The organism is Brevibacterium sp. MGP-B1 (assembly GCF_057766545.1).
This window is the reverse complement of the sequence record NZ_CM173407.1, coordinates 267,027-287,040: the sequence shown is the minus strand read 5'-3', so window position 1 is coordinate 287,040 and position 20,014 is coordinate 267,027. Positions and strand designations below refer to the sequence as shown.

22 protein-coding genes are annotated in these 20,014 nt (G+C 65.1%); 12 read left to right on the top strand and 10 right to left on the bottom strand.

From position 1 onward, the window contains the following. From AC3CD9_RS01270 to AC3CD9_RS01240, 7 genes are all read right to left on the bottom strand, one after another. Entirely contained in the window at positions 1 to 1,038 is a 1,038-nt protein-coding gene (locus tag AC3CD9_RS01270) for a metal ABC transporter solute-binding protein, Zn/Mn family (RefSeq protein WP_488365949.1), read from the bottom strand. A gap of 344 nt (positions 1,039 to 1,382) precedes the next feature. After that, positions 1,383 to 2,435 carry an aspartate-semialdehyde dehydrogenase gene (locus AC3CD9_RS01265; protein ID WP_488365948.1) on the bottom strand — a complete coding sequence of 351 codons (1,053 nt, stop codon included), beginning with the start codon at positions 2,433 to 2,435 and terminating at the stop codon, positions 1,383 to 1,385. Then, positions 2,432 to 3,757 carry an aspartate kinase gene (locus tag AC3CD9_RS01260; RefSeq protein WP_139468722.1) on the bottom strand — a complete coding sequence of 442 codons (1,326 nt, stop codon included), beginning with the start codon at positions 3,755 to 3,757 and terminating at the stop codon, positions 2,432 to 2,434. The genes AC3CD9_RS01265 and AC3CD9_RS01260 overlap by 4 nt, the downstream gene beginning before the upstream one ends. 363 nt (positions 3,758 to 4,120) lie before the next feature. Beyond that, the gene (locus AC3CD9_RS01255) at positions 4,121 to 4,354 is read right to left on the bottom strand and encodes a helix-turn-helix domain-containing protein (RefSeq protein WP_139468723.1); all 234 of its coding nucleotides are present in this window, start codon (positions 4,352 to 4,354) and stop codon (positions 4,121 to 4,123) included. Beyond that, positions 4,354 to 4,983: a hypothetical protein gene (locus AC3CD9_RS01250; protein WP_488365947.1), complete on the bottom strand. Its 630-nt coding sequence runs from the start codon at positions 4,981 to 4,983 to the stop codon at positions 4,354 to 4,356. Before AC3CD9_RS01250 ends, AC3CD9_RS01255 begins: the two co-directional genes overlap by 1 nt. A gap of 145 nt (positions 4,984 to 5,128) precedes the next feature. Next, positions 5,129 to 5,734: a recombination mediator RecR gene (gene recR / locus AC3CD9_RS01245; protein WP_488365946.1), complete on the bottom strand. Its 606-nt coding sequence runs from the start codon at positions 5,732 to 5,734 to the stop codon at positions 5,129 to 5,131. Next, positions 5,731 to 9,117 carry a DNA polymerase III subunit gamma and tau gene (locus AC3CD9_RS01240; RefSeq protein ID WP_488365945.1) on the bottom strand — a complete coding sequence of 1,129 codons (3,387 nt, stop codon included), beginning with the start codon at positions 9,115 to 9,117 and terminating at the stop codon, positions 5,731 to 5,733. The genes recR and AC3CD9_RS01240 overlap by 4 nt, the downstream gene beginning before the upstream one ends. A 92-nt stretch (positions 9,118 to 9,209) precedes the next feature. Here AC3CD9_RS01240 and AC3CD9_RS01235 point away from each other — a divergent pair, with 92 nt between their 5' ends. From AC3CD9_RS01235 to AC3CD9_RS01200, 8 genes are read left to right on the top strand one after another with little or no spacing between them, the layout of a single operon-like run. Further along, on the top strand, positions 9,210 to 9,872 hold the full coding sequence (locus AC3CD9_RS01235; protein ID WP_488365944.1) for a DUF1707 SHOCT-like domain-containing protein: 663 nt from the start codon (positions 9,210 to 9,212) through the stop codon (positions 9,870 to 9,872). After that, complete coding sequence (locus AC3CD9_RS01230) at positions 9,869 to 10,135, top strand: hypothetical protein (RefSeq protein ID WP_488365943.1); 267 nt, start codon at positions 9,869 to 9,871, stop codon at positions 10,133 to 10,135. Before AC3CD9_RS01235 ends, AC3CD9_RS01230 begins: the two co-directional genes overlap by 4 nt. 31 nt (positions 10,136 to 10,166) lie before the next feature. Continuing rightward, entirely contained in the window at positions 10,167 to 11,195 is a 1,029-nt protein-coding gene (locus AC3CD9_RS01225) for a GNAT family N-acetyltransferase (protein WP_488365942.1), read from the top strand. A gap of 24 nt (positions 11,196 to 11,219) precedes the next feature. Then, positions 11,220 to 11,870 carry a DUF4178 domain-containing protein gene (locus AC3CD9_RS01220; protein WP_488365941.1) on the top strand — a complete coding sequence of 217 codons (651 nt, stop codon included), beginning with the start codon at positions 11,220 to 11,222 and terminating at the stop codon, positions 11,868 to 11,870. Beyond that, complete coding sequence (locus AC3CD9_RS01215) at positions 11,870 to 12,481, top strand: DUF2617 family protein (protein WP_488365940.1); 612 nt, start codon at positions 11,870 to 11,872, stop codon at positions 12,479 to 12,481. The genes AC3CD9_RS01220 and AC3CD9_RS01215 overlap by 1 nt, the downstream gene beginning before the upstream one ends. Then, the gene (locus tag AC3CD9_RS01210) at positions 12,478 to 12,918 is read left to right on the top strand and encodes a hypothetical protein (protein ID WP_488365939.1); all 441 of its coding nucleotides are present in this window, start codon (positions 12,478 to 12,480) and stop codon (positions 12,916 to 12,918) included. Before AC3CD9_RS01215 ends, AC3CD9_RS01210 begins: the two co-directional genes overlap by 4 nt. Before the next feature lie 28 nt (positions 12,919 to 12,946). Next, entirely contained in the window at positions 12,947 to 13,375 is a 429-nt protein-coding gene (locus tag AC3CD9_RS01205; protein ID WP_488365938.1) for a DUF350 domain-containing protein, read from the top strand. Further along, the gene (locus tag AC3CD9_RS01200) at positions 13,372 to 14,979 is read left to right on the top strand and encodes a polyamine aminopropyltransferase (protein ID WP_488365937.1); all 1,608 of its coding nucleotides are present in this window, start codon (positions 13,372 to 13,374) and stop codon (positions 14,977 to 14,979) included. The genes AC3CD9_RS01205 and AC3CD9_RS01200 overlap by 4 nt, the downstream gene beginning before the upstream one ends. A 98-nt stretch (positions 14,980 to 15,077) precedes the next feature. Here the strand turns inward: AC3CD9_RS01200 and AC3CD9_RS01195 are convergent, their stop codons facing one another. The 3 genes from AC3CD9_RS01195 to AC3CD9_RS01185 all read right to left on the bottom strand — a co-directional run bounded on the left by AC3CD9_RS01195 (position 15,078) and on the right by AC3CD9_RS01185 (position 17,152). Then, entirely contained in the window at positions 15,078 to 15,479 is a 402-nt protein-coding gene (locus AC3CD9_RS01195; protein ID WP_488365936.1) for a DUF4190 domain-containing protein, read from the bottom strand. A gap of 103 nt (positions 15,480 to 15,582) precedes the next feature. Then, on the bottom strand, positions 15,583 to 16,173 hold the full coding sequence (locus AC3CD9_RS01190) for a TIGR03085 family metal-binding protein (protein ID WP_488365935.1): 591 nt from the start codon (positions 16,171 to 16,173) through the stop codon (positions 15,583 to 15,585). A 67-nt stretch (positions 16,174 to 16,240) separates the two neighbouring features. Then, the gene (locus tag AC3CD9_RS01185) at positions 16,241 to 17,152 is read right to left on the bottom strand and encodes a Sir2 family NAD-dependent protein deacetylase (RefSeq protein WP_488365934.1); all 912 of its coding nucleotides are present in this window, start codon (positions 17,150 to 17,152) and stop codon (positions 16,241 to 16,243) included. A gap of 58 nt (positions 17,153 to 17,210) precedes the next feature. Here AC3CD9_RS01185 and AC3CD9_RS01180 point away from each other — a divergent pair, with 58 nt between their 5' ends. The 4 genes from AC3CD9_RS01180 to AC3CD9_RS01165 all read left to right on the top strand — a co-directional run bounded on the left by AC3CD9_RS01180 (position 17,211) and on the right by AC3CD9_RS01165 (position 20,002). After that, on the top strand, positions 17,211 to 17,660 hold the full coding sequence (locus AC3CD9_RS01180; RefSeq protein WP_488365933.1) for a flavodoxin family protein: 450 nt from the start codon (positions 17,211 to 17,213) through the stop codon (positions 17,658 to 17,660). A gap of 309 nt (positions 17,661 to 17,969) precedes the next feature. Beyond that, positions 17,970 to 19,037, top strand: a complete 1,068-nt coding sequence (locus AC3CD9_RS01175; protein WP_488364469.1) for an IS110 family RNA-guided transposase — start codon at positions 17,970 to 17,972, stop codon at positions 19,035 to 19,037. Between the two features lie 166 nt (positions 19,038 to 19,203). Next, the gene (locus tag AC3CD9_RS01170; protein ID WP_488365932.1) at positions 19,204 to 19,626 is read left to right on the top strand and encodes a hypothetical protein; all 423 of its coding nucleotides are present in this window, start codon (positions 19,204 to 19,206) and stop codon (positions 19,624 to 19,626) included. A 13-nt stretch (positions 19,627 to 19,639) separates the two neighbouring features. Beyond that, a complete protein-coding gene (locus tag AC3CD9_RS01165; protein WP_488365931.1) occupies positions 19,640 to 20,002 on the top strand; it encodes a winged helix-turn-helix domain-containing protein in 363 nt (120 codons plus the stop codon). Positions 20,003 to 20,014 lie beyond the last annotated feature (12 nt).

Sequence of the window (20,014 nt, the reverse complement as noted above, 5' to 3'; positions counted from 1 at the left end):
TCAGTGCTTGTGTCCTTCGAGTGCTGTCGAGATATCGGTGATGTATCCGTCCATCCAATCGACGTAATGTTCGCCGTCGGGCATGGTCTCGGCGAGGTCGACGACCGGAACATCGGAGTCGTCCGCGGCAGACTTCAGCGCTTCCGCCTGGGGACCGGCCGCCTGAGTATTGTATCCGAGCAGCACCGCCTCGCCGTCGGAGATCTGCTTCTCCGCGGCCTTGAGCACCAGCGGCGGCACGTCGTTGCCTTCTTCGACGGCTTCGAGGAACTCGTCCGACGTGATGTTCTCCAGGCCCATATCGGCGAACAGCCACAGTGGCACAGGCTCGGTCGCTGCGACCTTCTCACCGTCGTGGTCCTTCTTGGCCGCGTCGATCTTCGTCTGCAATTCGCCGAGGCTCTTCTTGTACTCATCGGCATTGGCGGTGAAGTCATCCTTGTGCTCCGGCACCGCCTCGCCGAGGTGGATCGCCGCCTCGTCGACGAGCTTGGTCATCGAGGGCACCGAGTACCAGACATGTTCGTTGAACTCGCCGTGGTCATGCCCCTCATGGTCACTGCCCTCATCGGAGTGCTCGTCGCCGTGGTCGTGCGTGTGTCCGCCGGCCTGAGCCTCGTCTTCGTCGTGGCTGTGGTCATGAGGTTCGTTTCCAAGATCCTCGGATCCGGGCAATCCCGAGATCGAGACGGCATCGATCACCTCGGGATCGGCGTCTGAAGCCTCGAGCATCGTGGTCATGAAGGCGTCATAGCCGCCGCCGTTCTCGACGACGAGATCGGCCTTCGACAGCTTGAGGCGGTCCTGCGTGGTCGCTTCGTAGGAGTGCGGGTCCTGATTGGGGTCATCGATGATCGGGCTCACCTCGGCGAAGTCGCCGGCGACTTGGGAGACGATGTCGGCGTAGACATTCGTCGAGGTCACGACCCGCAGCTCGCCCGATTCCGAACCGGAGGCCCCTCCCCCGCAGCCGCTGAGGACCAGCGTCGCCGAGGAGGCGATGGCAGCGGAAGTGAGAAGAATGCGCGAGGAGGTCATGAGGAGCCTTTCTGAGGCATCGAGGACGAAGCAACATCGTCGACGATACTCAGATCAGAGGCCCGCCACTAATATAAATATTTATATATAGCAACGCTTTTATATGTTGCAGGCGAGCGCTCACTTCTGTTCGTTCAAGGCAGAGCCCACATCAGTGCCCGTCTACCGTGTGCCATCCGCGCCCGGGCATGAACGAGCTCGGCAGCTCTGCATAAACGCGCGTAGCCTTGAACGAGCCGCCGGAGATGGCGAACCGCCCGGAAGCAGGTGCTCCCGGGCGGTTGCGATCCACAGCGGACTGCTGCCCGTCAGCGGTCAACGCCGGCGATCAACAGTCGAGTTCGTCAGGCGGCCTGCGCCTCGAGCTTCTTGGCCAGCAAGCCCGCGATCTGCACGGTGTTCAGTGCCGCACCCTTGCGCAGGTTGTCGTTGGAGACGAAGAGGACGAGTCCCTTGCCTGCCAGTGCCGACTGGTCGGCGCGGATGCGGCCGACGTAGCTGTCGTTCCGACCTGCGGCCTTGAGCGGGGTCGGGACCTCGTCGAGGGCGACTCCGGGAGCCTGAGACAGGATCTCGGTGGCCTGCTCGGGGCTGATGTCGGAGTCGAATTCGGCGTGGATGCTCAGGCTGTGTCCCGTAAAGACGGGCACGCGCACGCAGGTGCCGGCGACCAGGAGGTCGGGCAGTCCGAGGATCTTCCGGCTCTCGTTGCGCAGCTTCTTCTCTTCATCGGTTTCGTTCTGCCCGTCGTCGACGACGGATCCGGCCATCGGCAGGACGTTGAACGCAATCGGTTCGACGTAGTTGTTCGGCTCCGGCAGGCTCACACCATTTCCGTCGGTGGTGAGCTTGCGGGCGTCGGGCAGACCGGCTTCGAGCTGACCGGCGAGTTCTTCGACTCCGGACAGACCCGAACCGGACACGGCCTGGTAGGTGGCCACGATGAGGCGGTTGAGCCCGGCCTTGTCATGGAGGGCCTTGAGCACGGGCATGGCGGCCATGGTCGTGCAATTCGGGTTCGCGATGATGCCCTTGGGCGGCTCGTCAAGGGCATCCGGGTTGACCTCGCTGACGACGAGCGGGACCTCCGGGTCCGAACGCCACGCCGATGAGTTGTCGACGACGATGGCACCGGCGGCCGCGAAACGTTCGGCCTGTGCCTTCGACGTCGCCCCACCGGCGGAGAACAGAGCGATATCGAGTCCGCTCGGATCCGCCTCGGCGGCGTCTTCGACGGTGATCGGCTGACCCTTGAAATCGATCGTCTTCCCGGCCGAACGGGCCGAGGCGAAGAGCCTCAGGGACCCGATCTCGAACCCGGGATCGTCGGCCAAGAGGTCGAGCATGACTCCGCCGACCTGGCCGGTCGCACCGACTACTCCGATATTGACGCTCATCGTCCGGTACCTCCGTACACCACTGCTTCGTTGTCTTCACTGTCGAGTCCGTAGGCGGCATGAGCGGCACGGACCGCGTCGTCGAGCAGGTCTGCGCGGGTGACGACGCTGATGCGGATCTCCGAGGTGGAGATCATGTCGATGTTGACCTGGGCTTCGCTGAGCGCCTCGAAGAGAGTCGCGGTCACGCCCGGGTGGGAGCGCATTCCGGCGCCGACGACGGAGAGCTTGCCGATCTGGTCGTCGTAGCGGACCTGGTCGAAGCCGATCTCTGCCTTCACACCGTCGAGGGCCTCGAGCGCCTTGGCTCCGTCGTCCATGGGCAGGGTGAAGGAGATGTCCGTCTTCCCCGGCTCGCGGGTGGAGATGTTCTGGACGATCATGTCGATATTGGCTTCCTGCTTGGCCAGAGTCTTGAAGATCTCAGCGGCCTTGCCGGGGACATCGGGAACACCGACGATCGTGACCTTGGCTTCCGAGCGGTCGTGGGCGACGCCGGAGATGATTGCCTGTTCCATGGTGGACTCCGTTTCTGGTTCCGCTGCCGGGGTCGATGATCCCCGGCCCTGGCGGAAGGCTTCGGGGATGGGTGAATCGGTCACCCAGGTTCCTTGGTTGCGAGAGAATGAGGACCGCACGTGCACGGGCACGTTGTAACGGCGGGCGTATTCGACGCAGCGGAGCATGAGGACCTTGGCGCCCGAGGCGGCCATCTCCATCATCTCCTCGTAGCCGATCTCATCGATCTTGCGCGCCGTGGGCACGATCCGCGGATCGGCGGTGAAGACGCCGTCGACGTCGGTGTAGATCTCACACACATCGGCGTCGAGCGACGCAGCCAGTGCCACAGCGGTGGTGTCGGAGCCGCCGCGGCCGAGTGTGGTGATGTTCTTCGCAGTCTGGCTGACGCCCTGGAATCCCGCGACGATGGCGACGTATCCCTCGTCGAGGGAGGACCGGATGCGGCCGGGAGTGACGTCGATGATTCGGGCCTTGCCGAACTGCTCATCGGTGATGACTCCGGCCTGGGAACCGGTGAAGGACTGGGCTTCGAAGCCGAGGTTGGCGATCGCCATGGCCAGGACCGCCATCGAGATGCGCTCACCGGCGGTCAGCAGCATATCGAGTTCGCGGGCGGGGGGCATGGGGGAAACCTGTTGGGCCAAGTCGATGAGATCATCGGTACTGTCACCCATGGCCGACACCACGACAACTACTTCGTGACCGGCTTGACGGTACTCGACAATTCGTTTGGCCACTCGCTTGACCGATTCCGCATCGGCTACCGAGGACCCACCGAACTTCTGGACGACTATGCTCACTGCAGTATCTTCCTTATCGCTGATAAGTTCCGTGCCAGGCGATCGATTCCATGGTTCCAAACATGGAGGTCTCGTGCTGCATCGATCAGGATTTCAGCCGTGTCGGGCTCCCGGCACCTGAACCATTGTATGAGGTACGTCATTTCGCTTCACCTTCGCCCGTCATTCAGACACCGCCTGACCGGGCCGAATGTCCGCCCCTGCAGACCCGAGCGTTGACTGTGCACATAGGCGAGGCGGCGGTTGGTCACCAGGCGTTCAGCCCCTGCTCAGAAATCGTTATAAACGAGGCATCGCGGAACGCCGGTTTCGCTCGCCGAGGCGGCCCGCCGGCTTCGTGCCGACGGGCGCTGCCCTTGACGGTCAGTCCGACCGTCGTTCCACGGTGAAGAGGTCACCGGGCTGACAGTCGAGGACCTCGCACAGAGCAATGAGGGTGGAGTAGCGCACGGCCTTCGCTCTGTTGTTCTTGAGCACGGAGAGGTTTGCGAGCGAGACCCCGACGCGCTTGGACAGTTCCGTCAGGCTCATGTCTCGCCGGGTCAGCAGACTGTCGAGGTGGCAGATGACCCGGGAAGAGCCGAATTCCTCGACCATCACACGAGCCCTTCGAGCTCTTCTTGAGCTTCGCGCCCTGATCTGAAGCACCGCCGCAGCAGTTCGGCGCCGCCGACGGCCCCGAGAACGAAGAATGCGTGGACGACGGTGATTCCCGGCCCCACTTCATCAGCGATGCCGATATCGGCGGAGATCCAGTTGCCGCCGGGAACCTTGGTGATGAAGTGGAGAATCCACCCGATCGCCACGATCCACTCGAACGCCGCAAAGGCGCGGGACGCCCGGAGCGTGAAGGGTGTTCCCGCCGCGATGTCACGGATGACAGGCACCAAGGAGATCGCGGCCGCCAACACGGTGAGGATAAGAGTGACTTCGGCAATGGTCACCAGGGCGATCGCCCCGGCCGAGACGTCGGCCGTCGGAACGACGATCTCGGTGAGTCCGGACAGGGATACCGCTCCGTTCCCGGCATCGAGCGAGGAGGCGGAGCCGTCGGAGAAGTCCACCGTCACCGCCACTTCGGAGTGGATCATTCGCGTGACGAGATCAGTGACGGCATAGATGACGTAGAAGCCGACCGCCAAACCGATCCATAGTTCGTAACCTGTTCCGAACGCCTTGCGCTTCTGAAGTTCGCCGTCCGGCCTCTGTTCCTCTGTCGGTGACATGACAACGCCTTCCCGTCCCGGCGAGGAGCAGACGAGCTTTCCGCCGACCTTCGCCGCATCCGATGATTTATCGTTTGTCGATATATCGATAAACAATATGTTTCACGATTATCGATATGGTGTCAAGAGGGCGAACCCGAGGCGGTCAGTCGATCTCGCGGCGACCGGAGAATGCGCGGCCGAGGGTGACTTCGTCGGCGTATTCGAGATCACCGCCGACGGGCAGCCCCGAGGCCAGGCGGGTGACGGTCACGCCGAGTGATCCGAGCAGGCGGACGAGGTAGGTGGCAGTGGCTTCGCCCTCGAGGTTCGGGTCGGTGGCGATGACGGTCTCCTTGACCTCACCGTCCTGCAGACGCGTCATGAGCTCTTTGATCCGCAGGTTATCGGGCCCGACCCCGGCCATCGGGTCGATGGCTCCGCCGAGGACGTGATAGAGGCCCCGGTATTCTCGGGTCCGTTCGATTGCGACGACATCCTTGGGCTCTTCGACCACGCAGATCATCGACCGATCGCGGCGCGGGTCCTGGCAGACCGTGCATTCGGCCTCCTCGGAGACGTTTCCGCAGATCTCGCAGAACCGTACTCGTTTCTTCACGTCGGTGAGCGCTTGGGCCAGCGCATTGACGTCCTGCGAGTCCGTCTGCAGGATGTGGAACGCCAGACGCTGGGCCGATTTCGGCCCGATGCCCGGAAGCTTGCCGAACTCTTCGACCAAGTCCTGAAGGGCACCTTCGAATACAGCGCTCATACTTCTCTTTCGTCAATGATTTCGCCGCCGAGGACCCGTGCGATCACATCGACGCCCATCTGCGGCGCTTCGGAGACGTCGAGGTCCGTTTCCGGATCATACTCGTCCTCGTCCGATCCCGACCCTTGCGGGTAGGGGTTCGATCCCGGCACCGAGGCAGCCCCCGGTGCTGTCCCGCCTGCCGGGTTGGGCTGCGGAGCAGATCCGTAGCCGGATCCGGCAGGCGGAGTGGTGGTGGCACCGTGCTTTTCGGCAAGTGCAGCGAAGCGCGATTTGAACGGTTTCGCCTCTCCCCCATGGGTCGGTGGCGGCGACTGCACGGCAGGTGCCGACTGGTCGAAGGCACCTCCTCCAAAGTCGCTCGAGGTGTCGCCGAGATCGGGATAGTCGAGATCGTCATCGGGCGGCGGAACGACGACGGCTCCGACGTCGACAGCTCCGCTGCCGGCGCTCGTCTCGTCGACGTCGGTCGAGGCTGTGCCCGTCGATGCCGCATCGACCGGTGAGGGGTCGATCGGGGAGGGACCGTCGTTCCAATTCGGTTCCTCCCACCGCGGTTCGACATATTCCATCGGCGAATCGTCGGCGAAGCCGGACGATCTTGCTGGAGCTGGTTCCTGCTCGCGCGAGTGGTCAGAGCGTCCGAAGTCGTCGGTCGGTGCATTACCGGAGTCGGTCGACTCGGTTCCGGTGTCTGTCGGCGCACCGAAGAAGTCGTCGTCGGATAGGTCGGGCACAACGACGTCGGGGACGGCTGGTTCGGAAGAATCGTGGTCAGGAACTCTCGGCTCAGGAGCAGTCCAGTCCGATCTTTCGGAGTCGGCCGAGTCCGCAGCGGGAACCTGAGCGACCGAGGATTCCGGCTCAGACTCGGCCGATCCCTCATCGGTCTGCTCGGGCGGTTCACCGGGGTTGTCCTGAGGTGTGGGTTCAGTCGGTGGGCCCGACTGTTCCCCCTCCTCGTCGTCGGAGGACCAGGGGCCCTGTGTCGGACCGCTCGGTTCCCAGAACTTCTCGTGGTCGACCTGTGGTTTGTCGACTTCACGAGTGCCGACGACTGCCGCGACTTCCTGTGGGCTCGGGCGTCGCTGGCTCGGCGCCGGTCCGTGATTGCCACCGGAGTCATTCATGGGCGGAGCCGAGGATCCTTTACCCTGGTTGCCTCCGCCGGCAGTTCCTCCGCCGATCCGACCGACATCACCGATGTCGATACGAGCCTGGATGCCGAGAACGTCGTTGATCGCCGCTGCGAGTTTGGCCGCATGGTCACGCTGCTGGAATCCCTGCACGGATCCGGCGTTGTTGAAGCCGAGGTAGACGACTCCGTCGGAGAACGACTGCGGGATCGCATTGGCCGCGATGATGGCTCGTGTCAGACGGCTGCGCTTCTCCACCGAGGCGAGGATGCTCGGCCATGCTCGGCGGATCGCTTCGATCTCACCGCCGATATCGCCGGATCCCGCCACCGATGTCGCTTCCGGCGCCGCTGCCTGCTCAGACTGTCGTGACCCATCGCCAGGTCCGGCTGGTGCCGCAGACGCGGGAGCCGACTGGTGCTGAGGCTGCCCGGCCTCCTGACTCTGAGGCTGGTTCGCCGGCGCGGAGTCCGGTGCGGAACTGGGCACTGCGGCATCGGCAGAGTCCTGTCTCTGCTGGTTCTCCTGCACAGATTGCGACTCATTCTGCGGCGCACCCGAGCCTTCGGCCGAAGGCTCGGGCGGCGAATCGGGAGACGGCTGCTGTTCCTGCGCCGGCCGGCCCGCTTCTGCGTTCCGAGGGTTCTCAGCAGACTGCTGCTGCGGACCCGCGTGCGCGGTCTGAGATTGAGGTCCGGACTGCGACGCCGGTTCCGACTCGGCCTGCCCATCGTGCTGAGCCGACTGCCCCTGCTCAGGCTGCTGCCCTGGCTGCGCCACAGGTTCGTTGAGCATCGACTCGGCGGCCGCGGCCATGGCCGCGATGTCGTCGAAGTCGTCGTGGGCTGCGCTCTGGGGCTGTCCGGCCGACGCGTTCGCAGCCGGTGCTCCGGACCCGCGGCCCGGCGCACCAGGCGACGCATCACCTGCCGACGGTCGACCGCCCGACTGTCCCTGATCGACAGCAGGTTCCTGCCCCTGGCCGGCCCCGCCGGCGGGAGCACCCTGCCTCTGCACAGGGGCCTGGGCCGCACCCTGATCCGGAGCCTGCGACGGCGGCACGTTCGCTGCCACGCCGGTGGCCGACATGCCGATGCGACGTTCCATCCGCTCCATACGACTGAGCACAGCATCCCGGCTGCGGCCGGAACCGGGCAGCAGAATGCGGGCACAGATGAGTTCGAGCTGCAGCCTCGGCGAGGTGGCACCCGACATCTCCGTCAGTCCCACGTTGAGCAGGTCTGCGGCGCGGGAGAGCTCACCCTGTCCGAAACCATTGGCCTGGAGGGTCAGCCTCTCCAGGCGGTCCGGCGGCACTTCGGGCAGGAAGGCATGGGCCGCTTCGGGTGCGGCGTTGATGACGATGAGATCCCGGAAGCGCTCGAGCAGATCTTCGACGAAGCGCCTGGGATCCTGACCGGATTCGATGACCCGCTCCACCGCACGGTACACCCCGGCACCGTCGCCGGCGGAGAACGCATCGACGATGTCGGACAGCAGCGAATCCGGAGTGTATCCGAGCAGCGCGACGGCCCGGCCGTAGTCGACTCCATCGGGCCCAGCCCCGGCGATGAGCTGGTCGAGGACCGACAGCGTGTCACGCACCGACCCTCCGCCGGCGCGCACGACCAGCGGCAGCACGCCCTTGGCCACCTGCACACTCTCACGAGCACACAGCTCCTCGAGGTAGTTGCCCAGGGCCTCCGGCGGCACCAGTCTGAACGGATAGTGGTGGGTCCGCGACCGGATCGTGCCGATGACCTTCTCGGGTTCGGTCGTGGCGAAGATGAACTTGATATGCGGCGGCGGCTCTTCGACGATCTTGAGCAGAGCGTTGAAGCCCTGCGAGGTGACCATGTGCGCCTCATCGAGGATGAACACCTTGTACCGATCGCGCGCGGGCGCATAGACGGCGCGTTCACGCAGGTCACGGGCATCATCGACGCCGTTGTGGCTGGCCGCGTCGATCTCGACGACATCGAGCGAACCGGGTCCGCCGTTGGCCAGATCCCGACAGCTCGGGCATTCCCCGCACGGCACCGGGGTCGGCCCCTGCTCGCAGTTGAGACACCGGGCCAGGATCCGCGCCGAGGTGGTCTTACCGCACCCGCGCGGGCCGGAGAACAGGTAGGCATGGTTGATGCGGCCACGTTCGATGGCGGCCTTCAGCGGATCGGTCACATGCTCTTGACCGATGACCTCGTCGAAGGTCTCTGGGCGGTATCTTCTGTACAGTGCGGTGGACACGTCCCCTAGCCTAATGCCAACGACTGACACGAGACACGGCCCCCGACTCCCTGCCGTTGTCGCTGACTTCCCGATCAGGCACGATAGAGATCATGAGCTCAGCCACCACCTCCCCCGACGAGAACGACCCCGCGAAGACCTTCCGCATCGGCCACAAAGAGCGCGACGAGGCGATCGAGATCCTGCGCGAAGCCGCCGGAGACGGTCGGATCACCGTCGACGAGCTCGACGAACGGATGGAGAAGGTCCAATCCGCGAAGTTCCCCATCGACCTTGACGAGGTGCTCGCCGACCTCACCACCGAGCTGCCCTCCGACCGCTTCCGCCCCACCTCGGCGATCGTTCCGGTCACCGCCCGCGCACACGCAATCCGGGGCCGCGACCGCTTCGATCCGCTCGTCATCAAGGCCGGTTGGGAATCCGAGGTCCGCCGTGCCAGGTGGGCGGTCCCGCCGTATATCCGCTGCGAACCCTCGATGTCGAACATCGAACTGAACTTCCTCGAGGTCGAGACCGATCTCGAGGTCATCGAGGTCGAGATCGTCGCCGGAATGGGAGCCGTCACCGTCGTCGTCCCCGCCGATTGGGCCGTCAACGTCGACCAGCTCTCGAAGACCTGGGGCAGCGTGAAGTCCGTCGTCGATGCGGTTCCGACCGGGCCCCGACCCCTCGTGCGCGTGGGCGGATCGATCGGCATGGGCTCGTTCAAGGCCCGCTTCGCGAACTACTTCGACCGTCGGCGAATGGCGAAATGATGGAGCCCGGGCTCGGCGCGGTCATCTTCCTCACCTTCTGCATCATCATCGTCTTCAGCATCGGCGCCTTCCTCGTGTACCGGGTGATGAACACTCCCGGTTCGCATATCGGCTCCCGCCTGCCCAAACACGATCCCCACGCCGAGGCGGCCCCCACCGACCCGCCCGACCGCGGATCCGCTGCGGACCAGTTCGACCCCGAGGGGACGAACAGCACCGACGACCCCGACAGCCCTGAGGGTCCCGGGCGCCGGCGTCCTTGAAAACCGGCACCTGTCGTGGTCGACTTTCACTATGTCTGAGATTCAGATCACGCGCATCGCGGCCGACGATGCGTCTGCGCTGCTGACGTGGAACGACGTCATGCGCACCGCTTACACCGAGCGCCGCACCGCCGCCTGGTGGCGCAGCGCCGAGACGACGCTGTCCCAATTCGCCCACCCGCGCCCGGGAGGGCGGGACATCGCCCTGGCGGGCCGCCTCGGCGAGGAGATCGTCGGCGGCGTCGAGATCAGTCTCTCCCCCGAAACTCCGACCGATATCGAACTCGGTGTCCTGCCCGATCACCGTCGGCAGGGTTTCGGCACTGCCCTCGCCGAGGCGGCCGCACAGTTTCTCGATGACGGTGGCGAATCCTCGGCGATCGTGCAGACCGAAACCTACTGCCCGGCCGGGGTCGCCTTCGCGCAGGCGCACGGGATGAGCATCGGCAACGAAGAGCACCGGCTGCTACTCGACCTGCCCGCCTACCTGGACGCCGATGCGAATCGGTACAAGGATTCGGGGGCGTCGACGGTCGTGCCAGTGATCAGGGAGGACCCGGACTTCTCGGTCACCTCATGGATCGGAGCCTGCCCCGAGGAGGTGCTGGAATCCTGGACCCAGCTGCGGGAGCAGATGGATGAGGACGTGCCCGTCGGTTTCCTCACCCGTTCCGCCACCCATGCCAGCACCGCGGCGATCCGCAGCCATGAGGAGCGGATGGAAGAACAGGGTTGGACCTTGGTCAGCTCGATGGCGCACGTGGGCGAACTCGCCGTCGGCTATACGGAGATCATGGTCTCCTCGCACGATCCGCAGATCGTCATCCAGGAGGACACGCTCGTCGACCGCGCCTTCCGAGGTCGCGGGATCGGTCGGGCCCTCAAGGTCGCGAACCTGCGTCAGCTGCCCGCGGTCGCGGCGACCGCCTCGGCGGAATGGGTGCAGACGTATACGGCGACGGACAACGAACCGATGCTCGCACTCAACCGGGACCTCGGGTTCTTCATCGCCGACACGATGACCGCTTTGGAGAAGAAGGACGATCACAGCCGCGCGTGACATTCCGGTCGACTAGAGTGGGCGGTGACCCGTCCGGCCATCGAATCGAAGCAGACCGCCGTGCCCACAGAACTCCTCATCGCCGTCCTCGTCTTCATCATCGTCGTCCTCGTGACCGTGCTCGTCATCCGCTCTCGCGCCAACAGGGCCCGCAAGCAGGAGCAGACGCAACAGCCGACCGCCCCGCGCGATCCCTTCGCCGCCGACCAGAACACCGGCGGTGATCCCGAGACCATCAAGGCCGGCGATCTCCTCGAATTCGGCAACGAGAAGTTCTTCGTCCGCGGCACCCTGCGCATCTCCGAGGGCGGCTACGACTGGGCCGAGCACTTCTTTCAGGCCGATGCCTCGGCGACCCGTATGTGGCTGAGCGTCGAACGCGATCCCGACGTGCAGGTCGCCCGCTGGTGCGACCGCCCCGACCTCGACATCGAGCCGAAGGCCCGGACCATCACCATCGACGGCACCGACTACGACCTCGTCGAGCACGGCACCGCCTCCTACCGGTCCGAAGGCACCACGGGACTGAATGAGAAGGGCGGGGTCGACTATGTCGACTACGAATCCGGCGACGGCCGCCTGCTCGCCTTCGAACGCTTCGACCACGGACGCTGGGAAGTGAGCACGGGAGAGACCATCCCGACCGGTTCCTTCACCATCTATTCCGGCAGCTGATGCTCACCCTCCCCCGCCCGCTCGACGTCCCCTTCACCGACACCAATGCCGAGGCGCTGCGGCTGAGCCTCGACCACGACCGGATCGCTCCGCTGGCTGTCCGCCGCATCGATGTGCCCACCGTAGCCGCACCCACTGACACAGGGTCCGTCCTCGCCGAGGCGGCGCCCGCGTTGGCTCTGACACTGACCGTCATCGGCTCCTCCCACCAGGCGATCCTGAGCGCCGGACCCACCGATGCGTTCATCGAGACCTTCGCCTGCCTCGGCGAGGGTGGGGACGGTTCGTCTCCGAAACGACCGCGGTGGGACCGCGAAGACATCCGCCACGGCCGGTGGGCCGGATTCACCGAACACCGGTTCACAGCGACCCGCACCCACGTGTCCGGGGACTTCCCGACGGCCGCCGCCGAGGTGCTCGCCGCGGGTGCCGTCCGTGCCCTCACCGCAGCCGACCACCTTTCGGTCGCGTTCCCCGGACAGCCCGGCGCACTGACGGCACTGTCGCTGACCTGTGCGGAACCCGAGCGGATCGCCTGGCAGTCGTGGCACTGCTACCCGCAGCATGGAGAGATCGTGCACAGCAGCAGCGAGTTGAGGAGGTCGGCATGAGTCAGGGACCGAACGTCTCGATGGGCGGCGGCTCTTTCGATTTCGACCGCGAAAACTCCGGTCCATCCGGCCCACAGCGTCCCAGCGGACCGCAGCGGCCCGGCGGCGGATCGGGGCGGAAGCCGCGCCGCATCGGCTGCGGAACGATCATCTTCTTCGTCGTCATCCTCATCGTCATCGGCAATATGTTCCGAGGTTGCGGTTCGTCCGGGTCGTCGGCGAACTGCGGTGACTACGACCTCAGCAACGGCCAGTACGTCTCGAACCCCGGCGAGGGCGACTACGTCAAGAACGGCAGCAGCTATGACTACGTCGGCTGCGACTCGTCCCGCTCCGGAGGCGGCGGATTCTTCTTCCTCCCGTTCTTCACCGGCGGCGGATCGAACTACGGCGACGGCTCAGGATTCCGCGGCGGCGGACCGGGCACCGGAAAATAGGCACGATCAGGCACAGCGAAAGGCAGACATGCTCCTGAATTACCTCATCTACGAGACCGGAGTCGTCCTCTCCTATGCGGGCTGCGGACTCCTCCTCATGGTCATCGGCTACTTCGTCGTCGACCTGCTCACCCCGGGCAAGCTCCACGTCATCCTGTGGGAGCAGAAGTCGCGCAATGCCGCGGTCCTCGTCGCCTCCGACCTGGCCGGAGTCGCTATCATCGTCATCGCGGCCATCCGCGCCAGCTCCGATGACCTGGCCGCAGGCATCCTGTCCACCCTCGTCTTCGGCATCCTCGGCATCTTCCTCATGGGAGTGAGCTTCGTGCTCATCGGCCTGCTCACCCCGGGCAAGACCGGCGACATCATCAACTCCCCACAGATGCACCCCGAGGTCTGGGTCAACGCCACCGCCCACCTGGGCATCGCGGGCATCATGGCCGCAGCCCTCCTTTGAGCACCGCTGACGACGGCTCCGGCACCACCACCGAGGCGGCCCGACCGATCACCCTTCCAATGCGTCCGGGACCGGCCCGTTTCTTCGTCCTGCTCGCGGTGTTCATCTGCGCGAGCTGCGGAATGGTCTACGAGCTCGCGCTCGTGGCCTTGGGGTCCTATCTGCTCGGCGACACCATCGTCCAGGCCTCCATCGTCCTGGCCGTCATGGTCTTCGCCATGGGTGTGGGGTCGCTGGCGACCAAACGGCTGACCGGGTTCGCCGCGGTCTCCTTCGCCCTCATCGAGGCGGCCCTGGGCATCATCGGCGGACTCTCCGTCATCCTGCTCTACCTCGCCTTCGCGTTCGCCGACGTCTACACGGTGGCCATGGTGGCCCTCGCGTTCGTCATCGGCGCGCTCATCGGCGCGGAGATCCCGCTGCTCATGGAGCTCGTCCAACGCATCCGCGCGCAGAAGGCCTCGAGCGCGGTGGCCGACCTCTTCGCCGCCGACTATGTGGGCGGACTCATCGGCGGGCTCGCCTTCCCGTTCCTCCTGCTGCCGCTGCTCGGTCTGCCGCGCGGTGCGCTGGCCGTGGGGATGACGAACGCGCTGGTGGGCATCCTCATCGTCCTCTGGCTCTTCCGCTCCGAACTCAGCCGGGCCGCCCAACTCATGTTGGCAGCGCTGCTTGTGCTCATCCTCGGCGGACTCACCGTGGTGTGGGTGTATACCGACGACATCGAAGTCACCACCCGGCAGCGTCTCTACCGGGATCCGATCGTGTATTCGCAGCGGTCGGACTACCAGGAGATCGTGCTCACCGAGGCGAAGAGGACCGGCGATACCCGGCTGTTCCTCAATGGGGATCTGCAGTTCGCCTCGGCCGATGAGTACCGCTATCACGAGAGCCTCGTCCATCCGCTGCTGGACGGTCCGCGCCGCAACGTCCTCGTCCTCGGCGGCGGTGATGGCCTGGCCGTACGCGAGATCCTCAAGTATCCCGACGTCGAGTCAGTCACGCTCGTCGACCTCGACCCCGCGGTCCTCGAACTGGCGAAGACCTCGGAGCACTTCACCGCGTTCAACGACGACTCCCTCGACGATCCGCGGGTGAGAACGATCGCCGCCGATGCCTTCACGTGGCTGCGGGAGGCGAAGCATTCGGCCTATGACGCGGTCATCGCCGATCTGCCCGATCCCGATGATGTGGCGACGTCGAAGCTCTACAGCATCGAGTTCTACGGGCTCATCCGACAGGTGATGTCCCCGGAGGCGCGCCTCGTCGTCCAGGCCGGCTCCCCCTATTTCGCCCCTGAAGCCTATTGGGGTATCGGTGAGGCCGTCGCCGAGGCGGGACTGTCGACGACTCCGTATCACGTCGATGTCCCCAGCTTCGGTGATTGGGGATACTTCCTCGCCGATCTCGGCGGAGAGGGCCCCGAGGTGACCGTGCCCGATGATGCCCCGAGCGGGTTGAAATTCGCCACCGCCGAGGTGCTCGCCGCCTCGACGACGTTCCCACCGGACCGTGATCGCGCGGCTGTGGGCAAGGTCGAAGCCTCGACGCTGCTGCACCCGCGGGTCCTCGACCAGGAACGCGGGGCCTGGGTCGGATACTGACGACGACGTCTGACACGGGCTCCTGACAACGGCAGAGGGCCGACCCACACGGGTCGGCCCTCTGCCGTTTCTCTGTCGGCGTTGCCTCGTTGTCGCGGTCAGCCGGCCATGAGGCTGGCCAGGCCGCCGACGATGCCGAAGGAGATTCCGAGTGCCCATCCGAGGACGAGGAGCCCGAGGAAGACAAGGCCCAAGATGAAGCCCCATTTGCCCATCTCGTTGTCTCCGAATCCGGATTCCTGGGAACGCTTGCGCGCCATGTGTCCGGTGATGATGCCGACGACGGGGCCGATGAAGTTGAACCCGAGGAAGGTCGACAGGGTCGCCACGAGCGAGACGATCCCGAGCACCTTGCCCGGGTCCTCCTCGGCGCGCTGGCCATAGCGGTTCTGCGTCGGATAGCTCTGCGGTGCTTCGTACTGTCCGGCGGACGGGTGGGGGTACTGTCCCGCGGAGGTCTGGTCGAACTGATCGGGAGTCGGGGTGGGTGCTGCGTTCATGGTGTTGGTCTCCTTGGTATCGGCTGTTGATACCAGCCTAGGAAGACGTCACCGGACGCCGACAGGGACCAATCCCCCGACCTGGATAGGGTTTTCCCGAAGTTCAGCGCACGTCGACGAGTGCGTGGTCAACCCGTCCCATGAGATAGAGAAGCAGCTCGAGAGGTGCCCCGGTGATCGTCGCGGCCGCCCCGCTGCCCTTCTTCCCCGCCGTGCGGGTACCGAAACCCGGGGCTTCGATCGTCACGGGCCCCTTCGCCTTCGCCGCGTAGGGCAGGAGGGCCACCCTCGTCTGCGCCCAGACGGCAGCGGTCTCCGCTTGCGACAGCCGACGCGGAATCCATTCGATCGCGGCTCGCCGGATGTCTTCGTGGTGGACGAGGAACTCGGTCGTGTTCATCACCGTCTCCACTCCCGGCAGGGCGCCCGGTGTCCACTTCGGCGGTGCGGCGACGAGTCCGAGCAGCCGACCGAACGGCATCTCGGCGTACTCGTCTTCCTTCGCCTGCAGGCGGTCGGAGAACTTCGGCATGAAGATGCCCGCGGCAGCGCGGGGATGACGTTCTCGGATGACGAGGTGGGTGGCAAGGTCCCTGACCGTCCACCCCTCACACAGGGTAGGGGCGTCGTCCCCGGCACGGCGGGCGGTGTCGACAAGGCGCAGTCGTTCGGCGCGAGCCAGATTGTCTCTCATGACTCTCAGTCTTCCATCCCCGGCTTGGACTCCCCTGGATGCCTGGCCGACTCGCCGCCCGATCGCCTCACCGGCCTGCCCACGCGGTGACGAAGTCGGCAACGCGGGAGATCGACCGGAAGTCGGCGAATTCGTCTCCGCGGGTCGGCCCGTCGGTGACGATGACGACGGGTTTGCCTTCCTTCGCGGCGGTTCGGACGAACCGCAGTCCCGACAGCACCGCCAGCGAGGAACCGAGCACCACGAGGCCGGCAGCCTCGTCGGCGATCCGATTGGCTGCCTGGACCCTGGCGGCCGGGACGGAATCGCCGAAGTAGACGACATCGGGCTTGAGCAGCCCACCGCATTCGGGGCAGTCGAGGACTGCGAAACCGGCGGTGTCCTCGAGTTCGACGTCGCCGTCGGGTGCGGTTTCGACGTCGATGGGGTCGATGCCGACCTCTTCGGCGAAGTCCGGATTGAGTTCGCTCAGTCTCCGCTGCACCAGGTCGCGGTCGAACAGGTGCCCGCTGCTCAGGCAGATCACCCGGTCGAGGCTGCCGTGGAGGTCGATGACGGGACTCGGCGCCGGCGCTCCGGCACCGCTTCCGCGGTCGGCGGCGACCGCCTCGGCGGCGGCCTGATGGAGTCCATCGACGTTCTGGGTGATGATCCCGGCCACGGACAGCTCGGCCAGGGCGAGGTGAGCTTGGTTCGGTTGGGTGCTGCGCATCCGCGGCCAGCCCATCCACGACCGCGCCCAGTACCTGGCGCGCTGATCGGGGTGGGAGAGGAAAGTCTGGATCGTCATCGGATTCCGCGGCGGGGAATCCGGTCCGCGGTAGTCGGGCACGCCGGAGTCCGTGCTCATTCCCGCCCCGGTGAGCACCGCCCAATCCGCATCGGAATAGGTCTTCGTGAGGACTTCGATGATCGCGGCATCGGGGTGGCTGGCTTCCGGACGCACACGTCCGCGCAGGGGGTCGAAGATGACTGCCATGGCTCCACTGTAGACATCGCAGCTGACGGAGGTCACCGGCCGGGGCTAGGGTGGGGCCATGGTCAACGTTCTGCTCGTTCATCATTCCCCGTCCGCTGCGACGGTACGGATCGCCGAGGCGGCCGAGTCCGGACTGCGTATGCCTGAGCTCGGCGACATCGACGTCACCATCCGCCCGGCGCTGGAGGCGAGTGTTGCTGATGTGCTCGCCGCGGATGCCTATGTGCTCGGCACGACCGCGAACTTCGGCTATATCTCCGGTGCCCTCAAGCACTTCTTCGACACCACGTATGACGCGGTGCGCGAGCCGACCGCCGGCAGACCGTTCTCCTACTGGATCCACGGCGGCTACGACACGACCGGTGCCGAGACCGCGATGAAGCAGATCACGACCGGCCTGGGCTGGAAGCTCGCCTTCGATCCCCTCATCTTCACCGGCGAAGTCACCACGGAGCATTTGGAGCGGGCCACGGAGCTGGCCGCCACAGTAGCCGCCTCCACCCCTTAATTGCTACTGTGAGTATTGATGGTGGCTGGTCTGGGACTGGCTGGCAGAGTAGGAACTGACCGTCCCATCGATCATCATGACTCTTATTGCTACTGACTCGAACGATGTCCTCGTCGGGATCTGTCTGATGATTGGTGGGCGGTCGGCACCGGCTCGGCCCACATCGATAACTTGATCAGAAGGTTGTCCGTTCCTGACCGAACGTGACTCATCACAGTAGTGTTTCGACGTGACTATCTCCCGGACCGGAGCCGACCGCTTTGACGGTCGGACCTCATCCGCTCTGACACAGGAGAGTCACGAACCGTCATGACTATCATCTCGCATTTATACGCGTTTGTCGTTGGCGTCGACACCCACGCGAAGAACCACGTCTACAGCGTGCTGACCAACACTGGCGAGCACGTCGACACGGCCGCATTCCCGACCACGAAAGCTGGCCTGAAACGGGCCCTGGCGTGGGCTGGCCGCCGTACTCGCGGCGACCTCGATACCCTGTGGGTCATCGAGGGCATCGGCACTTACGGGGCGATCCTGGCCGACCATGTCGCCGACGCAGGCTATACGGTCGCCGAGGCCGCCAGCATGAATGCTCGCGACCGGCACGCCACGGGCAAAGACGACCAGATCGATGCCCGACGGATCGCTGGCACGGTCCTGCCTTTGGACGAGTCACGGCTGCGGTTTCCCCGGCAGGCTGATGGGCCGCGCCAGGGACTGCGGATCCTGGTCAAAGCGCGGGAGTCCATGACCCAGGAGAAGACACGCACCATCAACGCACTCACCGCGCTGTTGCGGACTCATGACCTCGGTATGGATGCGCGTCGGAAACTGTCGGTCGTGAAGATCCAGACGGTGGCGAAGTGGCGGCTCAGGAACGAGGCTGTGGAACTGACCGAGGCTCGTCGGGAAGCCATCCGGTTAGCCAAACGCGTCATCGAACTCGAGGCGGACATCAAGGACTACGCCACCCGGATCGGGGCGATGGTCAAGGACAGTCCAGCTGCGGTGTTGCTGGCTGAGCCGGGGATCGGGCCGATCACCGCGGCTGTGTTCTACCTGGCCTGGTCGCATCATGGGCGGGTGCGTTCCGAGGCAGCGTTCGCGAAGTTGGCGGGGGTCTGCCCGATACCGGCGTCGTCGGGGAACGTGGTGAGGTTTAGGCTTAACCGCAGTGGCGATCGGCGGTTGAATTCTGCGTTGTACATGGTGGCCATCACGCGGCTTTCTCACCAGGAGAAGTCCCAGGCATACATGGCTAAACGGCTTGGTGAGGGGAAGACGAAGAAGGAGACGATCCGGTGCATGAAGCGTCACGTGGCTCGTTCTGTTTATCGGATTCTCGAGGCCACGAAACCGATCGGCCAGGCCGCTTGACAGACATAGAAGGATCCTGACGGCGGCCCAGCAACCTCGCGCGAGGTTGCTGGGCCGCCGTCAGGTAGTAATGGGGAAGTTTTTGGTGAAAGTACTTTCCACTATGGAAAGTAGTTGGTATTGTGGAATTACTTCCACAGAGCTACCACCACTCAAAGGAACCGACATGAACGCGAACCCCACCCCGCAGCAGGCTGCAGATCTTCTCAGCCAGGTCGAAGCGAACCAGTCCCGGGCGCGCAGCGGAGATGCGTGGCCGCTGGTCACACTGCTCTTCGTCCTCTCCGCCGGACTCTCCGTCGGCCTCATGGCCATCGGCATCATCGACGACAACACCACCCAGCTCATCATCGCCGGAGCCGGACTGAGCTGGATCATTCCCGCCCTGGTCGTCTACCTCATCAAGGCCCTGTCCTGGAGCCGCCGCTCCACCGCCCTCCTGCCGACATGGCTGGGCGTCATCATCGTCGCGTTCATCGTCGGCGTCATGGCCGATTCGTTCGCCGCCGGCGGTCCGATCCCGTTCATCGCCGCAGGACTGCTGTGGGTCGCCGCCCCGGTCTTCTCCCTGCTGGCCCTGCGCCGCTGAGGAGGGACCGACGATGACAGCGAAACAGAACTCCGCGACCGAACCAAAGGACGCGCACACCGAAGACGAGCCGATCCCCCACCTCGGCGACTCTCTGACCCGCCTCGAACCGGAGCTCAACAACCCCACGAGACTCGGCATCGTGTCGAGCCTGAAGAACCGGGACAGGGCCAAGTTCAAACTGCTGCGCGACAGTCTCGGCGTCTCCGATTCCGTGCTCTCCCGGCACATCACCGCACTCGAGAAGGCCGGAATGATCGAGGTGAAGAAAGGGTACGTGGGCAAACGCCCGCGCACCTGGATCTCGATCAGCAAAGACGGGAGCAGACGTCTCGAGGCACACATCCAAGCACTGCGGGAACTGGCCGGAGCATAGCCCCGTAGATGG

Bases quoted from the DNA above. Each gene is read 5' to 3' on its own strand.
- AC3CD9_RS01265 (WP_488365948.1), bottom strand. From the start codon at position 2,435: ATGAGCGTCAATATCGGAGTAGTCGGTGCGACCGGCCAGGTCGGCGGA.
- AC3CD9_RS01210 (WP_488365939.1), top strand. From the start codon at position 12,478: ATGAGTCAGGGACCGAACGTCTCGATGGGCGGCGGCTCTTTCGATTTC.
- AC3CD9_RS01235 (WP_488365944.1), top strand. From the start codon at position 9,210: ATGAGCTCAGCCACCACCTCCCCCGACGAGAACGACCCCGCGAAGACC.
- AC3CD9_RS01170 (WP_488365932.1), top strand. From the start codon at position 19,204: ATGAACGCGAACCCCACCCCGCAGCAGGCTGCAGATCTTCTCAGCCAG.
- AC3CD9_RS01165 (WP_488365931.1), top strand. From the start codon at position 19,640: ATGACAGCGAAACAGAACTCCGCGACCGAACCAAAGGACGCGCACACC.
- AC3CD9_RS01195 (WP_488365936.1), bottom strand. From the start codon at position 15,479: ATGAACGCAGCACCCACCCCGACTCCCGATCAGTTCGACCAGACCTCC.
- AC3CD9_RS01175 (WP_488364469.1), top strand. From the start codon at position 17,970: ATGACTATCATCTCGCATTTATACGCGTTTGTCGTTGGCGTCGACACC.
- AC3CD9_RS01255 (WP_139468723.1), bottom strand. From the start codon at position 4,354: ATGGTCGAGGAATTCGGCTCTTCCCGGGTCATCTGCCACCTCGACAGT.
- AC3CD9_RS01205 (WP_488365938.1), top strand. From the start codon at position 12,947: ATGCTCCTGAATTACCTCATCTACGAGACCGGAGTCGTCCTCTCCTAT.
- AC3CD9_RS01270 (WP_488365949.1), bottom strand. From the start codon at position 1,038: ATGACCTCCTCGCGCATTCTTCTCACTTCCGCTGCCATCGCCTCCTCG.
- AC3CD9_RS01180 (WP_488365933.1), top strand. From the start codon at position 17,211: ATGGTCAACGTTCTGCTCGTTCATCATTCCCCGTCCGCTGCGACGGTA.
- AC3CD9_RS01185 (WP_488365934.1), bottom strand. From the start codon at position 17,152: ATGGCAGTCATCTTCGACCCCCTGCGCGGACGTGTGCGTCCGGAAGCC.
- AC3CD9_RS01250 (WP_488365947.1), bottom strand. From the start codon at position 4,983: ATGTCACCGACAGAGGAACAGAGGCCGGACGGCGAACTTCAGAAGCGC.
- AC3CD9_RS01225 (WP_488365942.1), top strand. From the start codon at position 10,167: ATGTCTGAGATTCAGATCACGCGCATCGCGGCCGACGATGCGTCTGCG.
- AC3CD9_RS01230 (WP_488365943.1), top strand. From the start codon at position 9,869: ATGATGGAGCCCGGGCTCGGCGCGGTCATCTTCCTCACCTTCTGCATC.
- AC3CD9_RS01215 (WP_488365940.1), top strand. From the start codon at position 11,870: ATGCTCACCCTCCCCCGCCCGCTCGACGTCCCCTTCACCGACACCAAT.
- AC3CD9_RS01190 (WP_488365935.1), bottom strand. From the start codon at position 16,173: ATGAGAGACAATCTGGCTCGCGCCGAACGACTGCGCCTTGTCGACACC.
- recR (WP_488365946.1), bottom strand. From the start codon at position 5,734: ATGAGCGCTGTATTCGAAGGTGCCCTTCAGGACTTGGTCGAAGAGTTC.